The following is a 19,268-nucleotide window of genomic DNA, read 5'->3' as shown; positions in this document are numbered from 1 at the left end:
AGCATCGGCTTGGCGTTCGCGCCAAGTCTCCGCCAAGCCGCTGTTACCAGCGGCTTTTTTGTGCCTGAATGCCTGGCACGGCGTCACATATCTGCCGCAAACCCGCAACATTCGCAAAGAAACTCCGGATTGCGGGCAATCGCGCCTCCTAAAATGCTCTGCACCTTGGCATGCATCGTGCAATGACCAAGCACTCATCCCTCACAGACAAGGAAGACTGGTATGGCAAAGAAGTTTCTGGGCTTGGCCTTGCTGGCCGCATGTGCGACGGTGGCGCAGGCCGCCGACCTGAAGGTCGCCATCGACCCGACCTACGAACCGTTCACCTACAAGACCCCCGACGGCAAGCCCACGGGCTTTGACGTGGACGTGGCCAACGCCATCTGCGCCGAACTCAAGCGCAACTGCGTGTTCGTCGAACAGGTGTGGGACAGCATGATCCCCGGCCTGCAGGCCCGCAAGTACGACGTGATTGTCAGCTCGCTGTCCATCACGGAAGAGCGCAAGCGCGTGATCGACTTCTCCGACCGCTACTACAAGACCCCCAGCGCCATCGTGGTGAAGAAGGGCACGCCCTATACCGGCCCCGCCTCGCTCAAGGGCAAGCGCATCGGCGTGCTCAAGGGCAGCACCCAGGAAAAGTGGGCCATGGGTGAGCTCAAGCCCGCCGGCGTGACCGTGGTGCCTTACGAAGCCCAGGACCAGGTCTACCTGGACATCAACGCCGGCCGCCTCGATGGCACCGTGGCCGACAAGGTGGAAGTGCATGGCGGCTTCCTGCGCAAGCCCGAGGGCAAGGACTACGGCTACGTCGGCCATGACCAGTACGAAACCAAGTACTATGGCGACGGCATCGGCATTGGCATGCGCAAGGGCCAGAAGGACCTGAAGGAGCAGATCAATGCGGCCATCAAGACGATCCGCAGCAATGGCACCTACAACACCATTGCCAAGAAGTACTTCGACTTCGACCCCTACGGCAACTAAGCGTTGAAGCTGCCACTGCCCGCTGTCCGGCCATGCCGGCGGCGGGCAGTGTTGTTTAGGAAAAGCGTCCGCACGCATGAGCGATTACTACCTATCCATCCTGCAAGGGGCCCTGCTCACCGTGGCCGTGTCCCTGGCCTCCCTGGCCGTCTCGACCGTGCTGGGACTGCTGGGCGCCACGGCCAAGCTGTCCGGCAAGCCGCCCCTGGTCTGGATTTCGACGGTCTACACCACCGTGGTGCGCGGCATCCCGGAACTGGTGCTGATGCTGCTGATTTTTTACGGTGCCGCGATCGGCATCAACAGCTTCTTTGAGTCCATCGGCTCGGACTTCACCCTGGACCTGAACCCCTTCGTCGCCGGCGTGGCCACCCTGGGTTTCATCTACGGTGCCTACATGACCGAAACCTTCCGCGGCGCCATCCTGTCGATTCCCCGCGGCCAGATGGAGGCCGCCTGGGCATTTGGCATGACGCCGCTGCAGACCTTTGTGCGCATCACGCTGCCACAGATGGTGCGCTACGCCCTGCCCGGCTTCACCAACAACTGGCTGGTCCTGATCAAGGCCACGGCCCTGGTCAGCCTGATCGGACTGCACGACATGACCTACCTGGCCAAACAAGCCAGCGCTGCCACGCGCGAACCCTTTGCCTTCCTGCTGTTTGCGGCCGGTCTGTACCTTGTCTTCACCAGCATCTCGCTGTGGGTGCTCAAGCGCCTGAATGCCCGCTACAGCCTGGGCACGGAAAAGGTGCAGTTATGAGCTGGGACATCATCTTCCAACCCGAGCACCTGGCGATGTACGGCCAGGGCCTGCTGACCACGCTGTGGCTGCTGCTGTCCAGCCTGGGCATTGGCTGCGTGCTGGCCCTGCTGGGCGCCCTGGCGCTGACCAGCGGCAACCTGGTGCTGGAAAAGCTGGTGGGCGCCTTCACCTACTTTGTGCGCGGCACCCCCCTGCTGATCCAGGTCTACCTGATCTACTACGGGCTGGCGCAGCTCGAATGGATCCAGGCACGCTGGGACGATGTCTGGCCCTGGACGCACTTCAAGGAGCCGTTCTTCTGCGCCCTGCTGGCGTTCGCACTGAACACGGCCGGCTACACAGCCGAAATGCTGGCCGGCGCCATCCGCGAAACCAATCCCGGCGAGGTCGAGGCCGCGCGCGCCATGGGCATGAGCCGCTGGCAGATCATGCACCGCATCGTGCTGCCCAGCGCCCTGCGCCGCACGCTGCCGCCGTACTGCAACGAGGCCGTGATGATGCTGCACTCCACCAGCCTGGCCAGTGTGGTGCCGGCGCTGACCGATGTGACCGCCGTGGCCAGCCGCATCTACTCCGACTACTACCTGCCGTTCGAGGCCTACCTGGCCGCCGCCGCCATCTACCTGTGCGTGACCTTTGCGCTGATCGGCTTCTTCCGCCTGCTGGAAAAGCGCTTTCTGGCCTATCTCGCGCCCCGCACGCACTGACCACGCACACGCTTTGCACCCATGACATCCACTGCATACAAACTTCAAGCCGAAGGTATCCACAAGAGCTATGGCAGCAACCATGTGCTCAAGGGCGTGACGCTGACGGCCAAGGCCGGTGACGTCATCAGCCTGATCGGCAGCTCCGGCTCGGGCAAATCCACGCTGCTGCGCTGCATCAACCTGCTGGAAAAACCCCAGCAGGGCCGGATCGTTGTCGCCGGCGAGGAGCTGCAGCTCAAGCCCGGCCGCAACGGCGAGCTGGAGCCCGTCAATCCCAAGCAGCTGCAGATGATGCGCACCAAGCTGGCCATGGTGTTCCAGCACTTCAACCTGTGGGCGCACAAGACCGTGCTGCAGAACATCATCGAGGCCCCGGTGCACGTGCTCGGCATTTCCAAGGACGAAGCCGTGGAGCGCGCCCGTAAGTACCTGAAGCTGGTGGGCCTGGAAAACCGCGAGGACACCTGGCCCAACCACATGAGCGGCGGCCAGCAGCAGCGCGTGGCGATCGCCCGCGCCTTGGCGGTCGAGCCCGAGGTGATGCTATTCGACGAACCCACCAGCGCGCTCGACCCCGAACTGGTGGGTGAGGTGCTGCGGGTGATGCAGGTGCTGGCCCAGGAAGGCCGCACCATGGTGGTGGTGACCCACGAAATCGGTTTTGCCCGCGAGGTCTCCAACCACGTGGTCTTCCTGCACCAGGGCTTGATCGAAGAACAGGGCGACCCGCGCAGCGTGCTCAGCAACCCGCAGAGCGAGCGCCTGGCGAAGTTCCTCTCCGGCAGCTTGAAGTAGCCGGCAGGCGTCGCCTGTGCGATGCGATGGCATGCAGGCTTCCCCCGATTCTTGATGTACCACACAAAAAACGGGGAACATTTTTTGCTTGTCACGCTCTATCCCTATCATGTACACACGCACTTGCGTATGGATATGACACCAAGAAGGGAGAGACAAAATGTCGAACATTCCAACACACCCCTCGCACACCATCACGATGGACCGCTTCACCTTCGAGCCCAAGGCCCTGCCGGAAGCCGATGGTCGCTTTCACGCCCAATTGACGGTGGACAGCGGGGAGGGCACCAGCCGCACCCAGCGTTTTTTCACCTTCACCCCCCTGTTCCAGTCGGCAGACCGGGCCATCGCCTATGCCGCGCAACAGGCCTGCGAGTGGATGAAGCAAAAATCACTGGCCTGAGCTCAGGCCCTGTGCCTGCTCAGAGGCACCCGCAAAAAAGCGCTGCATCTGCAGCGCTTTTTTTGTGGGCGCAGACAGCCGCCCTCACACCACCACGGGCTCGGCCTCCAGGCGGATGCCGAAGCGCTCGTAGACACTGGTCTGGATAGCGCGCGCCAGGGTCATGACCTCACCGCCGGTGACGCTGGTGGCCCCGGTGCCGCGGTTCACCAGCACCAGCGCCTGCTTGTCGTACACCCCGGCGTTGCCCACGGCCTTGCCCTTCCAGCCACAGGCATCGATCATCCAGCCGGCGGCCAGCTTGATGCTGCCGTCGGGCATGGGGTAGTGCACGATCTTGGGTTCGCGCGCGATGATGTCGCGGCACTGGTCTTCCGTGACCGTGGGGTTCTTGAAGAAACTGCCCGCATTGCCGACCACGGCCGGGTCCGGCAGCTTGGCGCGGCGGATGGCACACACCCAATCGAAGATCTGCTGGGCACTGGGGTGCTCCACCCCTTCTTCGGCCTGCTTGCGCTGCAGGTCCAGATAACCCAGCTCGGGCTTCCAGTGCTTGGACAGGGCAAAGCGCACCGCCGTGATCACGGCGCGCCCGGCCAGCCCCAGGCCCTGGGCCTTGGCCACCGGCGTGCCCGCCGGAGCGGCCGGCGGGTGCTTGAAGATGGAATCGCGGTAGCCAAAGGCGCACTGCGCCGCATTCAAGGTGAAGGTCTGGGCCTGCACCAGGTCCACGGCGTCCAGCTCGTGAAAGCGATCCTGCAGCTCCACCCCGTAGGCGCCGATGTTCTGCACCGGCGCAGCGCCCACCGTGCCGGGCACCAGGGCCAGGTTTTCCAGCCCGGGGTAGCCGTGGGCAATGGTCCACGCCACCAGGTCGTGCCAGCGCACGCCGGCGCCGGCTTCGATGATCCAGTGGCTGTCGGTCTCCGCGGCCAGGGCGATGCCGGGCACCTCCATCTTCAGCACCACGGCGTCCACCACATCCCCGGTCAGGACAATATTGCTACCCCCACCCAGGACGAAGACCTTGCGGCCACGGTAGAGGTCGCTGCGCACGAACTCCAGCACATCTGCGGTGCTGCGAATGCGCACCAGGGTGTCCGCGCTGGCCACGATGCCGAAGGTGTTGCAGTCCTGCAGGGGGGTATTTTTCTCGACTAACATCCCCGAGATTGTCGCACTGTGCCCCCGCACCTGCCTGCCGGGCACTGCAAGTGCTTTGCCAACACCCCGTTTTAGAAAGATACGCCATGCCATCGTTTGACACCGTGCTGGAAGCCGATTTCGTCGAAGTCAAGAACGCCGTCGACAACACCGCCAAGGAAATTGGCACCCGCTTCGACTTCAAGGGCACCTCGGCCGGCATCGAACTCAAGGACAAGGAAATCACCCTGTTCGGCGATGCCGACTTCCAGCTGCAGCAGGTCGAGGACATCCTGCGCAACAAGCTGACCAAGCGCAACGTGGACGTGCGCTTCATGGACATGCAGCCCAGCCAGAAGATCGGCGGCGACAAGGTCAAACAGACCGTGAAAATCAAAAACGGCATCGAGGCCGAACTGGCCAAGAAGCTGCAAAAGCTCATCAAGGACAGCAAGCTGAAGGTGCAGGCCGCCATCCAGGGCGATGCCGTGCGCGTCACCGGCGCCAAGCGCGACGACCTGCAAGCCGCCATGGCCCTGATCCGCAAGGATCTGGCGGATCACCCGCTGTCTTTTAACAACTTCCGCGACTGAGCGGTGCTCCGTTAGACTGAGGCTCCTTCTGCGCAGTCTGACCGATCACTATGCTGACCCTTCGCTTTCTGCCCACGGCCCTGGCCTTGCTGGCGGCCTCCCAGACCCTGGTGGGTCATGCGCAGTCCGTGGCCCTGACCGGGGTGATGGGCAGCAAGGCACTGCTCATCATCAACGGCGCCCCACCCAAGGCCCTGGGGCCGAATGACAGCCTGCAGGGCGTGCGCGTGGTGCAGGTGCTCAGCGACAGCGCCGTGGTGGAAGTGCAGGGCCAGCGCCAGACCCTACACTTGGGCGCCTCGCCGGTCAGCGTGGGCCAGGGCCTGCCCACCGGCAACCGCAAGGTCGTACTGCGCGCCGACAGCCGCGGCCACTTCCGCGACAGCGGCTTCATCAACAACAAGCCCATGCAGTACATGGTGGACACCGGGGCCACCGCCATCGGCATTGGCCAGGCCGATGCCGAGCGCCTGGGGCTGAACTTCGAAAAAGGCCGCCCGGTCATGGTCCGCACCGCCAACGGCAACACCCAGGGCTGGCACATCCGCCTGGACACAGTGCGCGTGGGCGACATCACCGTCTACGGCGTGGATGCCGTGGTCAGCCCCCAGCCCATGCCGTTCGTGCTGCTGGGCAACAGCTTTCTGTCCCAGCTGCACATGACGCGCCAGGGCAATGAAATGGTGCTGGAGCAACGCTGAGCCATGCCCACCGTGCCACCCTTTGTGCCCTCCCCCCTGCCGCTGAACAGCCGGGTGGAGGACGAAGCCCCCTACCAGGACCTGCTGGGCCTGTGGTCCGACCTCGAAGCGGCCCTGGGCCTGCTGCTGGCGCGCCCGGCGCTGATCCAGCAGTTGCCGCACAAGATCGCCCAGCTCGACACCTGGCTGCAGGAGCTGATCGCCCACGACAGCGACAGCGCGCTGTACCTGATGTTCCAGCTGGCTGGCAGCTCCACCGTCGGCTACAGCGCATCGCACGCCCTGGTCTGCGCCACCCTGGGCCACATCCTGGCCCACGAGTTCCAACTGCCGCCGCACGAGCGCAACGCGCTGGTCCAGGCGGCCTTCACCATGAACGTCGGCATGACCGCGCTGCAGGACCAGCTGGCCCTGCAGCGCGAGCGGCCCAGCGTGGCCCAGCAGGAATCCATCCGCCTGCACCCCAGCGAGGGGCGCCGCCTGCTGGAGGAGCTGGGCGTGGCCGATCCGCTGTGGCTGGATGTGGTCGGCCTGCACCACATCAACACCAGCGCCCGCGAACCGCTGGAGCAGCAACCGCCGGCCGAGCGGCTGGCGCGCATCCTGGCCACCTGCGACCGCTATGCGGCCATGATCAGCCCGCGCCGCAACCGCGCAGGCCGCAGCGTGGCCGAATCGGTGCAGGCCGTGACCGGCCCGCAGTCCAAGCTGTACGAGCAAGCCGGGGAGGCGCTGATCCGCAGCGTGGGCCTGTTCCCGCCGGGCGTCTACGTGGCCCTGTCCACGGGGGAGACCGCCGTGGTGCTGCGCCGCACCCCGCAGGTGGGCCAGCCCTTGGTGGCCAAGCTGCTGGATGCGCGCAAGGTGGCCCTGCGCCAGCCAGAGCTGCTGGCCCTGGACGGCCAGGCCTTGCGCATCAGCCATGCCCTGCCCTCGACCGAGGTGACGCTGCAGATCGACCACCGCACCCTGGTGCGCCTGGGCATGTATGCCGCCCGCTTCAGCGACGGCATGCAGCAGCTGGTGACCATGCCGGGCATGCGCTGAAGGGCACGCCGGGCCCACAAAAAAAGCCGCACGGGGTGCGGCTTTTTATTTGAAATTAGATAGCTGTCAGCGCTGAATGGACAAGGGCTGAAGGCCAATTTCATGCATATCAATGCTTGCGCTTGGATTTGGAGGCCGGGGCAGCGGGCGCCGTGGCGGCCTTGTCCTTCTTGCTGCCGATCTTGCTTTCCTGGCCCTTGAGCAGGCGGCCGATGTTCTGCGCATGGCGCCACAGCAGCAGGGCCGACATGGCGATCACTGCCAGCAGCACCGGCTTGTCATAGGTCCACAGGCTGCCGCCCAGCAGGATGTAGTAGACGGGCGCCAGCACCGCCGCCACCAGGGCCGACAGCGACGAGTAGCGCGTGGTGAAGGCCACCGCCAGCCAGGTCAGCAGCACGAACAGGCCCAGCCAGCCGCTGAGGCCCAGCAGCACGCCCAGCGCCGTCGCCACGCCCTTGCCGCCCTTGAACTTGAAGAACACCGGGAACAAATGGCCCAGGAAGGCGGCGATGGCCACCAGGGCCAGTGTGCCCTCGTGCAGGCCATGGTCGGGGCCCAGCAGCCGGACCAGCAGCACGGGCACCAGGCCCTTGACCGCATCCAGCAGCAGGGTCAGCGCCGCAGCGGCCTTGCTGCCGGAGCGCAGCACGTTCGTGGCACCGGGGTTGCCGCTGCCGTAGGTGCGCGGATCGTTCAGGCCCATGAGCGAGCTGACGATCACCGCAAACGACAGCGAGCCAATCAGATAAGCCGCAACAGCGGCCACAACGGGAAGTAAGGCGTTCAAGACTGCAATCCTTGCCTGCGGGTCGGCAGGCCTTGTGGTGTCGGTGGGTTACGCACGTGCGTGCGGAACCGGCAAAGGCGCTATTGTGCCAGCGCGCATTGCACGGGCTGGGCGCCCAGCAGCTCCACACAAACCCGGGGATCGAGCTGCACCAGAAAGCCGCGGCGCCCGCCATTGATGGCAATGCGCGGCAAATCCAGGATGCTCTGCTCGATGTAGACCGGCAGGGCCTTGCGCGTGCCGAACGGCGACGTGCCGCCCACCTGGTAGCCGCTGTGGCGGTTGGCCACCTCGGGCTTGCACGGCTCCACACTCTTGGCGCCGATCTGGCGCGCCAGGTTCTTGGTCGAGACCGTGCAGTCGCCGTGCATCAGCACGATCAGCGGCTTGGCGTCCTGGTCCTGCATGACCAGGGTCTTGACCACGGTGTGCTCGTCCAGGCCCAGCTGGCGTGCGGATTCCGTGGTGCCACCGTGCTCCACGTAGTCATACGGGTGCTCGGTGAAAGCCACTCGGTGGGCCTTGAGCCACTGGGTGGCCGGGGTTTCACTCACATGGACTTTGTCTTTTTTGGCCATGGCTAGCTCAGCAATGCAAGAAACAACGCAGCGGCGCGCCTGGCACGCCGCCGACCCGCGCTGGTGCGGGCCCGGACCTGCCGGGCCGCACACCCGGCTCACTGGCCCGGGTCGCGGTACTTCCAGCGGTACAGGTCGATCTGCTCCAGCAGTTCGGGGGTCAGCGTCACGCTCCAGGCGTCGAGGTTGTCCTCGAGCTGGGCCAGGCTGGTCACACCGATGATGGTGCTGGCCACGCGCCAGTTGCGGTAGCAGAAGGCCAGCGCCAGTTGCGTGGGCGTCAGGCCGTGCGTGCGCGCCAGGTGGTTGTAGACGCGGGCGGCGTCCAGCGCCTCGGGCCGGCCCCAGCGCTGCTTTTGCACCGAGGGGTAGGACAGGCGGGTGCCCTGGGGCGCACGCGGGCCGGTGGTGCCACCGGCGTCGTACTTGCCGGTCAGCAGGCCGATGCCCAGCGGCGAATAGGCCAGCAGGCCCACGTCCAGGCGGTGGCAGCTTTCGTCCATGCCGTTTTCCCAGCTGCGGTTGATCAGGCAGTACGGGTTCTGCACGCTGGCCACGCGCGGCAGGCCATATTGCTCGGCCAGGCGCACGAACTCGTGCACACCATACGGGGTTTCGTTGGACAGGCCGATCGCACGCACCTTGCCCTGCTGAACCAGCTTGGCCAGGGTCTCCAGCTGCGTGTGGATGGAGGTCTGCGTGACTTCCTTGGCCGGGTCGTAGTACAGGTTGCCGAAGGCCGGCACATGGCGCTCGGGCCAGTGGATCTGGTAGAGGTCGATCACCTCGGTCTGCAGGCGGCGCAGGCTGCCCTCGCAGGAAGCGACGATGTCCGCCGCCGTCATGCCCTGGCCGTCGCGGATCCACGGCATGCCGCGCGAGGGGCCTGCCACCTTGCTGGCCAGCACCACCTGCTGGCGGGCGCCGGGGCGCGCCTGGAACCAGCGGCCGATGATGCGCTCGGTCGCGCCATAGGTCTCCTGGCGTGCCGGCACGGCGTACATCTCGACCGTGTCCCAAAAGTTCACGCCGCGCTCCAGCGCGCGGTCCATGATGGCGAAGGCATCGGCCTCGCTCACCTGTTCGCCAAAGGTCATGGTGCCCAGGCAGATCGGACTGACCATCAGGTCGCTGCGGCCCAGCCGCACGGGGTTCATCGCTGCAGTGTTCATGGCTGCAAAGTGTAGTGCGCCCCGTCGCGACCTTGACTGCGGTCACGCGGCAAGCCCCCAATAATTGGGCCATGTACACCGTTTTGCGCCCCGCCACCCCCATCGACCTGCCCCTGCGCCACCTGCGCTACCGCGTGCGCACCTGGGGACAGCCCCAGGCCGGCGTGCCGCCGCTGGTGCTGCTGCACGGCTGGATGGACGTGGGCGCGTCCTACCAGTTCGTGGTCGACGCCTTCAGCGCCGATTTCTACCGCGGCCGCCACATCATCGCGCCGGATTGGCGCGGCTTCGGCCACAGCCTGCCGCCCGCACCCTGCGACCACTACAGCTTTGCCGACTACCTGGGCGACCTGGACGCGTTGCTGGAGCACTACGCCCCGGACGGCCAGGCCGTGGACCTAGTCGGCCACAGCATGGGCGGCAACGTGGCCATGCTGTACGCGGGCGCCCGGCCGGCGCGCATCCGCCGCCTGGTGAACCTGGAAGGCTTCGGGCTGCCGGCCACGCGCCCGCAACAGGCCCCGGGCCGCATGGGCCAGTGGCTGGACGAGTTGCAGCAGTTGCGCGCCGGCACCATCCAGCTCAAGACCTACGACAGCATCCAGGACGTGGCCGCGCGCCTGCGCAAGACCAACCGCCGCCTGGATGCCAACAAGGCCCTGTGGCTGGCGCACGAATGGGCCGCCCCCGATGCACAGGGGCGCTGGGCCATCCTGGGCGATGCCGCGCACAAGGTGGTCAACCCCCTGCTGTTCCGCGTGGACGAGGTGCTGGCGCACTACGCCGCCATCACCGCGCCGGTGCTGGCCCTGGAAGCCAGCGACGACAGCCTGGGCCAGTGGTGGAAGGACCGCTTCGACCTGGCCGAATACCACGGCCGCCTGCAGTCCGTGCCGCGCTGCGAGATCGGCCGCATCGAGGATGCCGGCCACATGCTGCACCATGACCAGCCGCAGCAGGTGGCCCGGCGCATCGAGGACTTCTGCCGCGCCTGAAGCCAGGGTGGCCAGGGCAGTCGCTGCGGGCGACGCCCCCCGCCCGCAGATGCCCTGGCGGGGCCTTATCGCAGGGACCTGCTGCCCGATGCTGCGCGCTGCGTCCCGGCCGTCCATCTCCCATGGGTTGGGTCACACCACTGGCTCTAAATCAGAAGCTGCCTGCGCTGGCATTTCAAGGCTTTACGGTACATTTATGCCCAGAATCCTTGATCCGCATGCGCAAGCCGCTCTTGTTTTTGCGTGTGCCTTCCCTGAAAGCCTGCTGCCATGTGGCTCACTGACCTGTTGCGCAAACTCACCAAAGGCCCGGACGTGGGCGAAACCTTCCGCGACTACATCGGCTGCTATGTCTACGGCACCGAAGTCAGCGGCTCCGGCCAGCCGCAGTACGTGGGCGCGCCCACCACGGTGGCGCAGCTGGAGACCGAGGTACGCGCCTACCTGCAGGACTTCCTCAGCACCCAGCAGCAGCTGGACAGCCCCGACGCACGCATCGTGCAAGCCCTGCTGGCCGCGCTGCCCCAGCGCCTGGCCGCCCACCTGGGTGGCGACATGCAGCAGCCCTTCATCGTGCTGGGCGGGGTGGAGATGTTCGTGCGCAAGGGCGTGCGCCAGCGCCACAAGGAACACGGAAAGTTTGTCGAATAAGCCCCGGCGCGCCCGCTGGCGCGGCCTATAGTTCCAGCTTTGCCACGACCGCCCGTTCCGCGCCCCGTTTGCCCATGACCGAGACCGCGCAGCCCACTGCCTCCCCTGCCCCGCTGGACCCGCGCCAGTTGCTCCTGCCCGCCATGGCCGCCATGGCCAGCGACGTGGCGCAGCTGCTGCCCCCAGCCGATGCCATGCAGGCGATGCAAGCCCAGCAGGTGCTGCAGCAGCTGGGCAATGCCTCCCGGGTGCTGGGCCTGCAGGGCCTGGCGGCCTTCATGCAGGGTCTGCGGGCACCGCTGCAGCAGCTATCTGCTGGCGGCGAGCCCCTGCCCGGCAAGACCGGGGAACTGCTGGCCCTGGCGGCCCGCGATGCGCAGCGCTTCGTGCAGGCCCTGGAGAACGCCGAGCCCACGTCCCCCCACACCCTGTTTCCCAGCTACCGTGCGCTGATCAAGCTGGGCGGCAAAGACACGGCCCACCCGGCCGACCTCTGGGATGACCCCTGGCCCCAGACCTCGCTGCCCGCGCCCGAGGACGTGCCCGCCGTGGCCCCCAGCGTGGCGGTGCGCGCCGTCTGGGACCAGCACACGCTGGCCCTGCTGCAGGCCTCCAGCCTGTCCAGCTGCCAGCCGTTGCGGGCCGCCAGCCTGGGCCTGGCCGCCCACGCGCTGGACGGCACCGTCTGGCAACTGGCGGCCGCCTGGCTGGAGAGCCTGGAGCAGGAGCTGCTGGAGCTGGACATCTACGCCAAGCGCCTGGCCTCGCGGCTGCTGTCGCACTACGCCAGCTACGCCAAGGGCCAGTCCGCGCCGCCGCCGGCGCTGCTGCGCGATCTGCAGTTCTTCTGCGCCCAGGCCCTGGCCCGTGCCACGCAGCGCGGCGCCAGCCTGCCGCCCACGCTGGCCCGGGTGCAGCAGCACTGCGCCCCGGGGGCCGAAGCGCCCCCGCCGGACACCGATACCGCCAGCGCCGACACACCGGCCAGCCCGCCCCCAGCACCGGCCCCTGTGGCGCCACCACCGCCCAGCCTGCCGGCCTTCCAGGCCGCCCCGGAAATCCTGCCCACGGCCTCGCTGGGCCAAGGCCTGGCCAGCACCGCGCAGATCGAGCCCGATCTGGCCTTCCTGCAAGAGGCCGAGCTGTTGTCGCAAGAGCTGGAAGCCCGCATCACCGCCTGGCGCGCCGACCCGGCCAGCGCGCTGCACCCCGACACCGACGCCCTGGCCCAGGCCCTGTCCCACTTGGCCTGGTCCTCGGGCTGCACCGAAATCGCCTCGCTCGCGCACCTGCTGCAGCGCTGCCTGCAGCGCATGCCCGCACAGGCCAGCCCGGCCCAGCGGCAAAGCTGCCAGCACGCCAGCGACGAAATGCGCCGCCTGCTGCACCAGTTCGCGGCTGGCTTTCTGCGCCGCGCCCACCCGCAGGTGATGGAGGCCTTGCACCAGTTGTACGCCAGCCTGCCCGTGCCCAGCACGCCACAGGACGCCCTGCCGACTGCTGTGGACACCGCACCGGACGCACAGGCGCAGGACGACACCACCGCTGCTGCGGACACGCACACCCCGTCACCGGCCTCCGCCGCAGCCGACGCCCTGGCCGAGCCGGCCGTGGAAGCGGCCAGTGCCGCCCCCGTGCTCGATTCCATGCATTTCTCCGTTTTTGAAGAGGAAATGCTGGCCGTCTGGCCACGGCTGCAGGCGGCACTCAAGCAGTGGCTGCAGACCCCCACCGACAGCGCGGCGCGCCAGACCGTGCTGCGCTGCCTGCACACCCTCAAGGGCAGTGCCCGCCTGGCAGGAGCCATGGCCTGGGCCAGCCAGGTGCATGCGCTGGAGGGCCTGGCCCTGGAGGTGCAGTCCGAGGCCGGCCCGCGCGGCCCGGCTTCGCTGCAGCCGCCGCTGGAGGCCTTGCGCATCACCTTTGTCGCCCTGCAGCAGGAGATGGCCGACCGCCACCCCGAGCGCCTTGCCCAACGCTGGCAGCACAACCCGCTGGACACCGTCACCCGCCACGCCCAGGCGCTGTGGGCCACGCACGACGCGGGCAGCAGCGCCCTGGCCGCCCGCCAGCTGAGCCTCCACGCGCTGGCCAGTGGCCTGCAACAGCTGCGCCACCACATCAAGGACTGCGCCGCCTGGGCCGACACCTTGGTGCTGCACGGCGACCTGGAGCTGCCCTACGAGTGGCACGAAGAACTGCATGCCCTGGTACAGGCCCTGGACCGCAGCACCGACGACGCGGACACCGTGCACCAGCAACTGCAGCACAGCCTGGCCGACACCCACAACGCGCTGAACACCCAGGGCGGCCACCTGCGGGCCTTGCAGCACACACTGCTGTACGCCCGCCTGGTGCCGCTGAGCCACTGGCAGGAGCGCCTGGACAGCTGCGTGCAGCTGGCCGCACAGGACACCGCCAAGGCCGTGGAACTGGTCTGGCAGGACGGTGAGGCGCTGCTGGAGCGCAGCGTGGCCGACGCCCTGACCCCGGCGCTGGAGCACCTGCTGCGCAACTGCGTGGCCCACGGCCTGGAAACACCCGCACAGCGCAGCGCCGCCGGCAAGCCGGAGACCGGGCGCATCCAGCTCAGCGTGCACACCCAGGGCACGCAGCAGATCCTGCGCCTGCAGGACGACGGCCGCGGCCTGGATGTGCCCGCCATCCGCAGCAAGGCCCAGGCCCTGGGCCTGCTGCCCGCCGACGCGGTGGTGGACAACGACCGGGCCGCCGCCCTGATCCTGCACCCGGGCCTGAGCACCGCCACGGCCGTCACCGAGCTGGCGGGCCGTGGCATTGGCATGGACGTGGTCGCCGACACCATCGCCCAACTGGGCGGCAGCCTGCGCATCAGCAGCACCGCGGGGCAGGGCTGCTGCTTTGACATCTGCCTGCCCGCGCCCCCCCAGGTGGAGCAGGTGCTGGCCCTGCGTGCCGGCAGCTGGCGCGTGGCCCTTCCGGCGCGTGCCCTGGAAAGCGTGCGCCGCGTGCCGGCCGCCGTGGCCGAACAGGCGCTGGCGCAGGGCATGCTGAACGATGAGGCCACCGGCCCGCTGCCTCTGTACTGGGCCGGGGCCGTCTGGCAGCAATCTGCGCGCAGCCTGGAGCCTGCCCTCGACGGCACGCGCAGCCTGCTGATCGTGCGTAGCGACACCGCGCGCTGGGGCTTGCTGGTGGACGAAATCCTGGGCACGCAGGATGTCACCCTGCAGGCGCCGGCAGAGCTGGCCGTGCCGGTGCCCGGTCTGCTGGGGATTGCCGCGCAGCCCAGCGGCCAGGTGCTGCAGGTCTACGACCCGGCCGCGGTGCTGGGGGCCCATGAGGCGCGCCAGCTGGCGCAGCAAGGCCACGCCGCGCCGCCGTCCAGCGCGGCCGAACCGCTGCGCCCCCTGGTGCTGCTGGCCGATGACTCGCTGAGCGTGCGCCGCCTGGCCCAGCACCTGCTGCAGTCCAGCGGCTACCGCGTGGAAACCGCCGAGGACGGCCTGCAGGCTTTGCACACGCTGGAAAACGGCGAAGTGCCAGCACTGCTGATTGCCGACATCGAGATGCCGGACATGGACGGCCTGGAACTGCTGCGCCGCCTGCGCGCGACCGAACGCTTCCAGCGCCTGCCCGTGGTCATGCTGACTGCCCACAGCGCCGGCCCTGTCAGCCACCAGGCGATCGACCTGGGGGCGCAGGCGTTTCTGACCAAACCCTATTCCCCCAACGAGCTGCTGGCCGTGGTGCGCCGCTTCGTCCAGGCCCCCTGATTCGCCACCACAGGCCGCGGCCCTGCGCCCGTTCGTCACAAAAAATACAACACTTTACAAACAGCGGTTGCCTCCTACAGTTCGCGCCAGGCGGCGTGACTACGCTCCCGTTCCATCTGCCTGTCGCGCAGTAGCTGCCAGCCACCACCTCCGGTGGGCGGTCCGGAAGGCAGCCCCCCGCTCGCGCCCCATGCAGTTCCTAGGAGCTACGGATGCGCAACAACCAGCCTGTGTCACAGAACGAGTTTGTGATTGCGGACCACGCGACGCTGATGTCCACCACCGACCCGCAAAGCCGCATCAACTACGCCAATGCGGCATTCATCCACGCCAGCGGCTTCACGCAGGAGGAGCTGGACCACCAGCCCCACAACCTGGTGCGCCACCCCGACATGCCGCCCGAGGCCTTCGCTGACCTGTGGGCCACGCTGAAGGCCGGCGAGCCCTGGAGCGCCCTGGTCAAGAACCGCCGCAAGAACGGCGATTTCTACTGGGTCCGTGCGAATGCCGTGCCCATCGTGCGCGACGGCGTGACCAAGGGCTACATGTCGGTGCGCACCAAGGCCGACCGGCAGCAGATCGAGCAGGCCGAGGCCTTGTACAGCGCCATGCGCCAGGGCCAGGCCAAGGGGGTGCGCCTGCACAAGGGCATCCTGGTGCGCACCGGCCTGGGCGCGCTGCTGTCACTGGGCCAGCTGATGTCCGTGCGCACCCGGGTGCGCCTGAACATGCTGGGACTGTGCGCGCTGAGCCTGCTGGGGCTGGCGCTGCTGGAAGGTGTGCACCCCTTCAACTGGCCCATGGCCGGCATGCTGGTGGCCGTCTGTGCCCTGGGCTGCGTGCTGCTGGAGTTCCAGTTCGCACGCCCCATCGAGCAGTTGCGCCAGCAGGCGCTGGATGTGGCCACGGGCAACAACCGCAACGCCCTGCCCGTGGACCGGGTCGATGAGATCGGCATGACCATGCGCACCATCAGCCAGCTGGGATTGATGTTCCGCTGGCTGATCGATGACGTCAGCCAGCAGGTGATCAACGTGCGCTCGGCGGTGGAGGAAATTGCCAAGGGCAATATGGACCTGAGCGAGCGGACCGAGCGCTCGGCCGCCAGCGTGCAGCAGACGGCATCGTTCATGGAGCAGATGACCAGCACCGTAGAGCAGAACGCCGGCACCTCGGCACAGGCCGCCCAGCTGGCCCAGCAATCCACCCAGACGGCGCACCAGGGCGGCGATGCCATGCACAAGGTGACGGATGTGATGGCCGAGATCGCCAGCAGCTCCAGCCGCATGAACGACATCATCGGCACCATCGACTCGATCGCCTTTCAGACCAACATCCTGGCACTGAATGCCGCCGTCGAAGCGGCCCGCGCCGGCGACCAGGGGCGGGGCTTTGCCGTGGTGGCGGCCGAGGTCCGGGCCCTGGCCCAGCGCAGCGCCACGGCCGCCAAGGAGATCAAGGTGCTGATCACGGCCTGCGTCGACAAGATGCAAAGCGGGGGCCACATGGTGGCCGCCACCCAGACCGAGATCGAGACCATGGTGCAGCAGGTTCAGCAGGTGTCCACCCTGATCGCCGACATCAGCGCGGCCACGCGCGAGCAGCGCGACGGCATCATGCAGGCCAGCGAGGCCGTGGGGCAGATGGACTCGGCCACCCAACAGAATGCCGCCCTGGTCGAGCAAAGTGCCGCCGCCGCGCAGAGCCTGGAGACGCAGACCCAGCGCCTGGTCGAGGCGGTCCGCGTCTTCCATTGAGCACGGCCCGCCGCCGGCGGGCCTTGTGCCTCAGCCGTGCGGCACCAGCAGGGGGTACAGCGACAGCAGCAGCAAGGCCGCCATCACGCCGTTGAACACCTGCAGCGCGCGCGGCGACTGCATCCAGCGGCCGATCACCGTGCCAAACAGCGTCCACACGCTGATGCACGGAAAATTCACCACCAGCATCACCAGCGTGCCGAGCAACAGGCTGGGCCAGTAGCTGCTGGGGGTGGTGTAGGCCGCCACCACGCCCACGGACATCAGCCACGCCTTGGGGTTGACCCACTGGAACGCCGCCGCCTGCCAGAAACCGAAGGGCTTGCCCTTGGCATCGGCCGTGCCCGCCTGGCCCGATGTGGCGATCTTCCAGGCCAGCCAGACCAGGTAGGCCGCGCCCAGGTACTGCAGCACCGTGTACAGCTGCGGCAGCTGCTCGAACAGCGCGCCCAGACCAGCGCCCACCAGGAACAGCATCAGCGAACACCCGACGGTGATCCCCAGCATGTGCGGCATGCTGCGCTGGTAGCCGAAGTTGGCCCCCGAAGCGGTCAGCATCACATTGTTGGGGCCCGGCGTGATGGAGCTGACAAAGATGAACGTGGCCAGCGGCAACAGCATGGAACCGGTGGACACATCGAGCGCGAGATTCATGGCGAGCACCTTCTTGGAGGTTGGAAATCAAGGCTTGCATGCTACGGCGCTTCACCAGTACAGTACCAATACAGTTCACCAGCTCACTACACCCACTGTATGGATCCAAACACCCGGCCAGTTCGCAGCAGCAGCACCCCGGCCCGCGCCCTCAGCGCCAACGACCTGGGCTGGCACCCCCAACGTGGCCATGGCCTGCCGCCGCTGGTCGACCAGCTGGTGCAGCACTGCGAGCAACTGCTGCGCAGCCACAGCCTGCGCGCGGGTTCGCGCCTGCCCTCGGTGCGGCAACTGGCCGATGGCAGCGGCGTCAGCCGCGACACCATCGTCCAGGCCTACGACCGGCTGGTTGCCCAGGGCCTGGTCGGCTCGCGCCCTGGGGCCGGCTTTTTTGTCAGTGCCCAGCGCAGCCCCACGCTGCGCCGGGCCGCGGCCAGCGCCACGCCCACGCTGTCGGCCGACAAGGCGTTCGACACCCCCTTCCTGCTGCGCAGCATGTTCCGCACCCAGGACGACGTGCGCTTTGATGGCAGCACCGGCCTGCTGCCCCACAGCTGGATGGACCACGGCATGCTGAATGCCGCCGTGCGCGCCGTGGGCCGCAGCGCGGGCGCGCAGCTGTTGGGCTATGGTGCGCCGCAGGGTTATGCGCCGCTGCGCCAGCAGCTGGCGGCCTACCTGCTGACCCAGGGGGTGACGGTCGACCCCGAGCAGGAGCTGATGACCGTCACCGGCGTCACCCAGGGCATGGACCTGGTGCTGCGCAGCCTGCTGCGCGCCGGCGACACCGTGCTGGTGGAGGACCCGACCTGGTTCATGGTGTTCGGGCTGCTGCGCTCCATCGGCGTGCAGGTGCTGCCGGTGCCGCGCCGGCGCGACGGACCGGACATGGAGGTGCTGGAGCGCCTGGCGCGCACCCACCGCCCCAAGCTGTTCATCACCAACACCGCCGTGCACAACCCCACGGGCTTCAGCCTGACGCTGGCCGCCGCGCACGATGTGCTGCGCGTGGCCGAGCAGCAGGACTTCCTGATCCTGGAAGACGACACCTATGCCGACTTCCACCCCGGCCAGCCGGTGCGCCTGGCCACGCTGGACCGGTTGCGCCGCGTCATCCTGATCGGCGGTTTCTCCAAAACCCTGGCCGGCAGCCTGCGCGTGGGCTATCTGGCCGCGGCCCCCGAGCGCCTGCGCGCCCTGACCGATGCCAAGCTGCTCAGCGGCCTGACCAGCCCGGAGCTGGGCGAGCGCGTGGTCCACCGCATCCTGGCCGAAGGCCAGTACCGCAAGCACGTGCTGCGCCTGCGCGAACGCCTGGACAGCACGCGCCACCGCTGCCTGCGCCTGGTGGAAAGCCTGGGCCTGCGCTTGCACCAGGAACCGCTGGCCGGCATGTTCGTCTGGGTGGACACCGGGCAAGACACCGAAGTGCTGGCCCGCAAGGCCGCCGGGCAGGGGCTGCTGCTGGCGCCGGGGGTGCTGTTTTCGGCCGACCAGCAGCCGTCGACCATGCTGCGCCTGCCGGTCTCGCTGGCGGACGAGCCGGCCACCTTGCAGGTGCTCAGCGCCCTGCTGGCCCAATAAGCCTTAAAACAGGCTCTGACGCTTGTTGCACAAGCGCAAGCAGCTATTGTTTTCGCTAGCACCAGTGTCGCACTGCGGTGGCAGACGGCCGATCAAACGGGACAAATCCGCGCTTCTCGCGCCACCGCCGGGGTTGCGGGCGGCGCCTAATAGCGCTTACTCACGTTCCACACCACAACCACGGGAA

General features: G+C 67.6%; 18 protein-coding genes. 13 read left to right on the top strand and 5 right to left on the bottom strand.

Features of this window, described 5'->3' with window-relative positions; all coding sequences use genetic code 11:
* The first annotated feature begins 222 nt into the window (after positions 1-222).
* The 5 genes from KAQ61_RS04850 to KAQ61_RS04830 all read left to right on the top strand — a co-directional run bounded on the left by KAQ61_RS04850 (position 223) and on the right by KAQ61_RS04830 (position 3,661).
* Positions 223-987: a transporter substrate-binding domain-containing protein gene (locus tag KAQ61_RS04850; RefSeq protein ID WP_210930672.1), complete on the top strand. Its 765-nt coding sequence runs from the start codon at positions 223-225 to the stop codon at positions 985-987.
* Between the two features lie 76 nt (positions 988-1,063).
* Entirely contained in the window at positions 1,064-1,750 is a 687-nt protein-coding gene (locus tag KAQ61_RS04845; protein WP_210930671.1) for an ABC transporter permease, read from the top strand.
* Complete coding sequence (locus KAQ61_RS04840; protein WP_210930670.1) at positions 1,747-2,460, top strand: ABC transporter permease; 714 nt, start codon at positions 1,747-1,749, stop codon at positions 2,458-2,460. The genes KAQ61_RS04845 and KAQ61_RS04840 overlap by 4 nt, the downstream gene beginning before the upstream one ends.
* A 21-nt stretch (positions 2,461-2,481) precedes the next feature.
* Positions 2,482-3,258, top strand: coding sequence for an ABC transporter ATP-binding protein (locus tag KAQ61_RS04835; RefSeq protein ID WP_042413137.1), 777 nt, complete (start codon positions 2,482-2,484; stop codon positions 3,256-3,258).
* 160 nt (positions 3,259-3,418) lie between these two features.
* The gene (locus tag KAQ61_RS04830) at positions 3,419-3,661 is read left to right on the top strand and encodes a hypothetical protein (RefSeq protein WP_210930669.1); all 243 of its coding nucleotides are present in this window, start codon (positions 3,419-3,421) and stop codon (positions 3,659-3,661) included.
* Positions 3,662-3,745: 84 nt separating this feature from the next.
* On the opposite strand, the gene murB is transcribed toward KAQ61_RS04830, so the two are convergent.
* Positions 3,746-4,825: a UDP-N-acetylmuramate dehydrogenase gene (gene murB / locus KAQ61_RS04825; RefSeq protein WP_043386140.1), complete on the bottom strand. Its 1,080-nt coding sequence runs from the start codon at positions 4,823-4,825 to the stop codon at positions 3,746-3,748.
* 86 nt (positions 4,826-4,911) lie between these two features.
* On the opposite strand from murB, the gene KAQ61_RS04820 reads away from it, so the two are divergent.
* Genes KAQ61_RS04820 through KAQ61_RS04810 form a run of 3 tightly spaced genes read left to right on the top strand, consistent with a single transcriptional unit; the run spans position 4,912 to position 7,145 of the window.
* On the top strand, positions 4,912-5,397 hold the full coding sequence (locus tag KAQ61_RS04820) for a YajQ family cyclic di-GMP-binding protein (protein WP_210930668.1): 486 nt from the start codon (positions 4,912-4,914) through the stop codon (positions 5,395-5,397).
* A gap of 50 nt (positions 5,398-5,447) precedes the next feature.
* Entirely contained in the window at positions 5,448-6,098 is a 651-nt protein-coding gene (locus KAQ61_RS04815) for a retropepsin-like aspartic protease family protein (protein WP_210930667.1), read from the top strand.
* 3 nt (positions 6,099-6,101) lie between these two features.
* A complete protein-coding gene (locus KAQ61_RS04810) occupies positions 6,102-7,145 on the top strand; it encodes an HD-GYP domain-containing protein (protein ID WP_210930666.1) in 1,044 nt (347 codons plus the stop codon).
* Positions 7,146-7,254: 109 nt separating this feature from the next.
* Here KAQ61_RS04810 and plsY read toward each other — a convergent pair whose 3' ends face one another.
* The 3 genes from plsY to KAQ61_RS04795 form a co-directional block, all read right to left on the bottom strand.
* The gene (gene plsY, locus KAQ61_RS04805; protein WP_045266576.1) at positions 7,255-7,935 is read right to left on the bottom strand and encodes a glycerol-3-phosphate 1-O-acyltransferase PlsY; all 681 of its coding nucleotides are present in this window, start codon (positions 7,933-7,935) and stop codon (positions 7,255-7,257) included.
* Between the two features lie 80 nt (positions 7,936-8,015).
* Positions 8,016-8,513: a Cys-tRNA(Pro) deacylase gene (gene ybaK, locus KAQ61_RS04800; protein ID WP_210930665.1), complete on the bottom strand. Its 498-nt coding sequence runs from the start codon at positions 8,511-8,513 to the stop codon at positions 8,016-8,018.
* 98 nt (positions 8,514-8,611) lie between these two features.
* Positions 8,612-9,670 (bottom strand): aldo/keto reductase, encoded by a 1,059-nt coding sequence (locus KAQ61_RS04795; RefSeq protein WP_210931717.1) that lies wholly within the window; start codon positions 9,668-9,670, stop codon positions 8,612-8,614.
* 86 nt (positions 9,671-9,756) lie between these two features.
* On the opposite strand from KAQ61_RS04795, the gene KAQ61_RS04790 reads away from it, so the two are divergent.
* From KAQ61_RS04790 to KAQ61_RS04775, 4 genes are all read left to right on the top strand, one after another.
* Positions 9,757-10,680, top strand: a complete 924-nt coding sequence (locus tag KAQ61_RS04790; protein ID WP_210930664.1) for an alpha/beta fold hydrolase — start codon at positions 9,757-9,759, stop codon at positions 10,678-10,680.
* Between the two features lie 270 nt (positions 10,681-10,950).
* Positions 10,951-11,331: a hypothetical protein gene (locus KAQ61_RS04785; protein WP_210930663.1), complete on the top strand. Its 381-nt coding sequence runs from the start codon at positions 10,951-10,953 to the stop codon at positions 11,329-11,331.
* Between the two features lie 74 nt (positions 11,332-11,405).
* Positions 11,406-15,086, top strand: a complete 3,681-nt coding sequence (locus KAQ61_RS04780) for a hybrid sensor histidine kinase/response regulator (protein ID WP_210930662.1) — start codon at positions 11,406-11,408, stop codon at positions 15,084-15,086.
* Positions 15,087-15,298: 212 nt separating this feature from the next.
* The gene (locus KAQ61_RS04775) at positions 15,299-16,843 is read left to right on the top strand and encodes a methyl-accepting chemotaxis protein (RefSeq protein WP_210930661.1); all 1,545 of its coding nucleotides are present in this window, start codon (positions 15,299-15,301) and stop codon (positions 16,841-16,843) included.
* Between the two features lie 30 nt (positions 16,844-16,873).
* On the opposite strand, the gene KAQ61_RS04770 is transcribed toward KAQ61_RS04775, so the two are convergent.
* Positions 16,874-17,497 carry a LysE family translocator gene (locus KAQ61_RS04770; protein ID WP_042413175.1) on the bottom strand — a complete coding sequence of 208 codons (624 nt, stop codon included), beginning with the start codon at positions 17,495-17,497 and terminating at the stop codon, positions 16,874-16,876.
* A gap of 99 nt (positions 17,498-17,596) precedes the next feature.
* Here KAQ61_RS04770 and KAQ61_RS04765 point away from each other — a divergent pair, with 99 nt between their 5' ends.
* Positions 17,597-19,081, top strand: a complete 1,485-nt coding sequence (locus KAQ61_RS04765; RefSeq protein WP_210930660.1) for an aminotransferase-like domain-containing protein — start codon at positions 17,597-17,599, stop codon at positions 19,079-19,081.
* Positions 19,082-19,268 lie beyond the last annotated feature (187 nt).

The sequence above is a fragment of the Comamonas aquatica genome, from assembly GCF_018064205.1.
Classification (GTDB): domain Bacteria; phylum Pseudomonadota; class Gammaproteobacteria; order Burkholderiales; family Burkholderiaceae_C; genus Comamonas; species Comamonas aquatica.
This window is presented reverse-complemented; position numbering and strand designations above follow the sequence as displayed.

Bases quoted from the DNA above. Each gene is read 5' to 3' on its own strand.
- KAQ61_RS04835 (WP_042413137.1), top strand. From the start codon at position 2,482: ATGACATCCACTGCATACAAACTTCAAGCCGAAGGTATCCACAAGAGC.
- murB (WP_043386140.1), bottom strand. From the start codon at position 4,825: ATGTTAGTCGAGAAAAATACCCCCCTGCAGGACTGCAACACCTTCGGC.
- KAQ61_RS04820 (WP_210930668.1), top strand. From the start codon at position 4,912: ATGCCATCGTTTGACACCGTGCTGGAAGCCGATTTCGTCGAAGTCAAG.
- KAQ61_RS04775 (WP_210930661.1), top strand. From the start codon at position 15,299: ATGCGCAACAACCAGCCTGTGTCACAGAACGAGTTTGTGATTGCGGAC.
- ybaK (WP_210930665.1), bottom strand. From the start codon at position 8,513: ATGGCCAAAAAAGACAAAGTCCATGTGAGTGAAACCCCGGCCACCCAG.
- KAQ61_RS04795 (WP_210931717.1), bottom strand. From the start codon at position 9,670: ATGAACCCCGTGCGGCTGGGCCGCAGCGACCTGATGGTCAGTCCGATC.
- KAQ61_RS04815 (WP_210930667.1), top strand. From the start codon at position 5,448: ATGCTGACCCTTCGCTTTCTGCCCACGGCCCTGGCCTTGCTGGCGGCC.
- KAQ61_RS04840 (WP_210930670.1), top strand. From the start codon at position 1,747: ATGAGCTGGGACATCATCTTCCAACCCGAGCACCTGGCGATGTACGGC.
- KAQ61_RS04850 (WP_210930672.1), top strand. From the start codon at position 223: ATGGCAAAGAAGTTTCTGGGCTTGGCCTTGCTGGCCGCATGTGCGACG.
- KAQ61_RS04790 (WP_210930664.1), top strand. From the start codon at position 9,757: ATGTACACCGTTTTGCGCCCCGCCACCCCCATCGACCTGCCCCTGCGC.
- KAQ61_RS04845 (WP_210930671.1), top strand. From the start codon at position 1,064: ATGAGCGATTACTACCTATCCATCCTGCAAGGGGCCCTGCTCACCGTG.
- KAQ61_RS04780 (WP_210930662.1), top strand. From the start codon at position 11,406: ATGACCGAGACCGCGCAGCCCACTGCCTCCCCTGCCCCGCTGGACCCG.
- KAQ61_RS04785 (WP_210930663.1), top strand. From the start codon at position 10,951: ATGTGGCTCACTGACCTGTTGCGCAAACTCACCAAAGGCCCGGACGTG.
- KAQ61_RS04770 (WP_042413175.1), bottom strand. From the start codon at position 17,497: ATGAATCTCGCGCTCGATGTGTCCACCGGTTCCATGCTGTTGCCGCTG.
- KAQ61_RS04810 (WP_210930666.1), top strand. From the start codon at position 6,102: ATGCCCACCGTGCCACCCTTTGTGCCCTCCCCCCTGCCGCTGAACAGC.
- KAQ61_RS04765 (WP_210930660.1), top strand. From the start codon at position 17,597: ATGGATCCAAACACCCGGCCAGTTCGCAGCAGCAGCACCCCGGCCCGC.
- KAQ61_RS04830 (WP_210930669.1), top strand. From the start codon at position 3,419: ATGTCGAACATTCCAACACACCCCTCGCACACCATCACGATGGACCGC.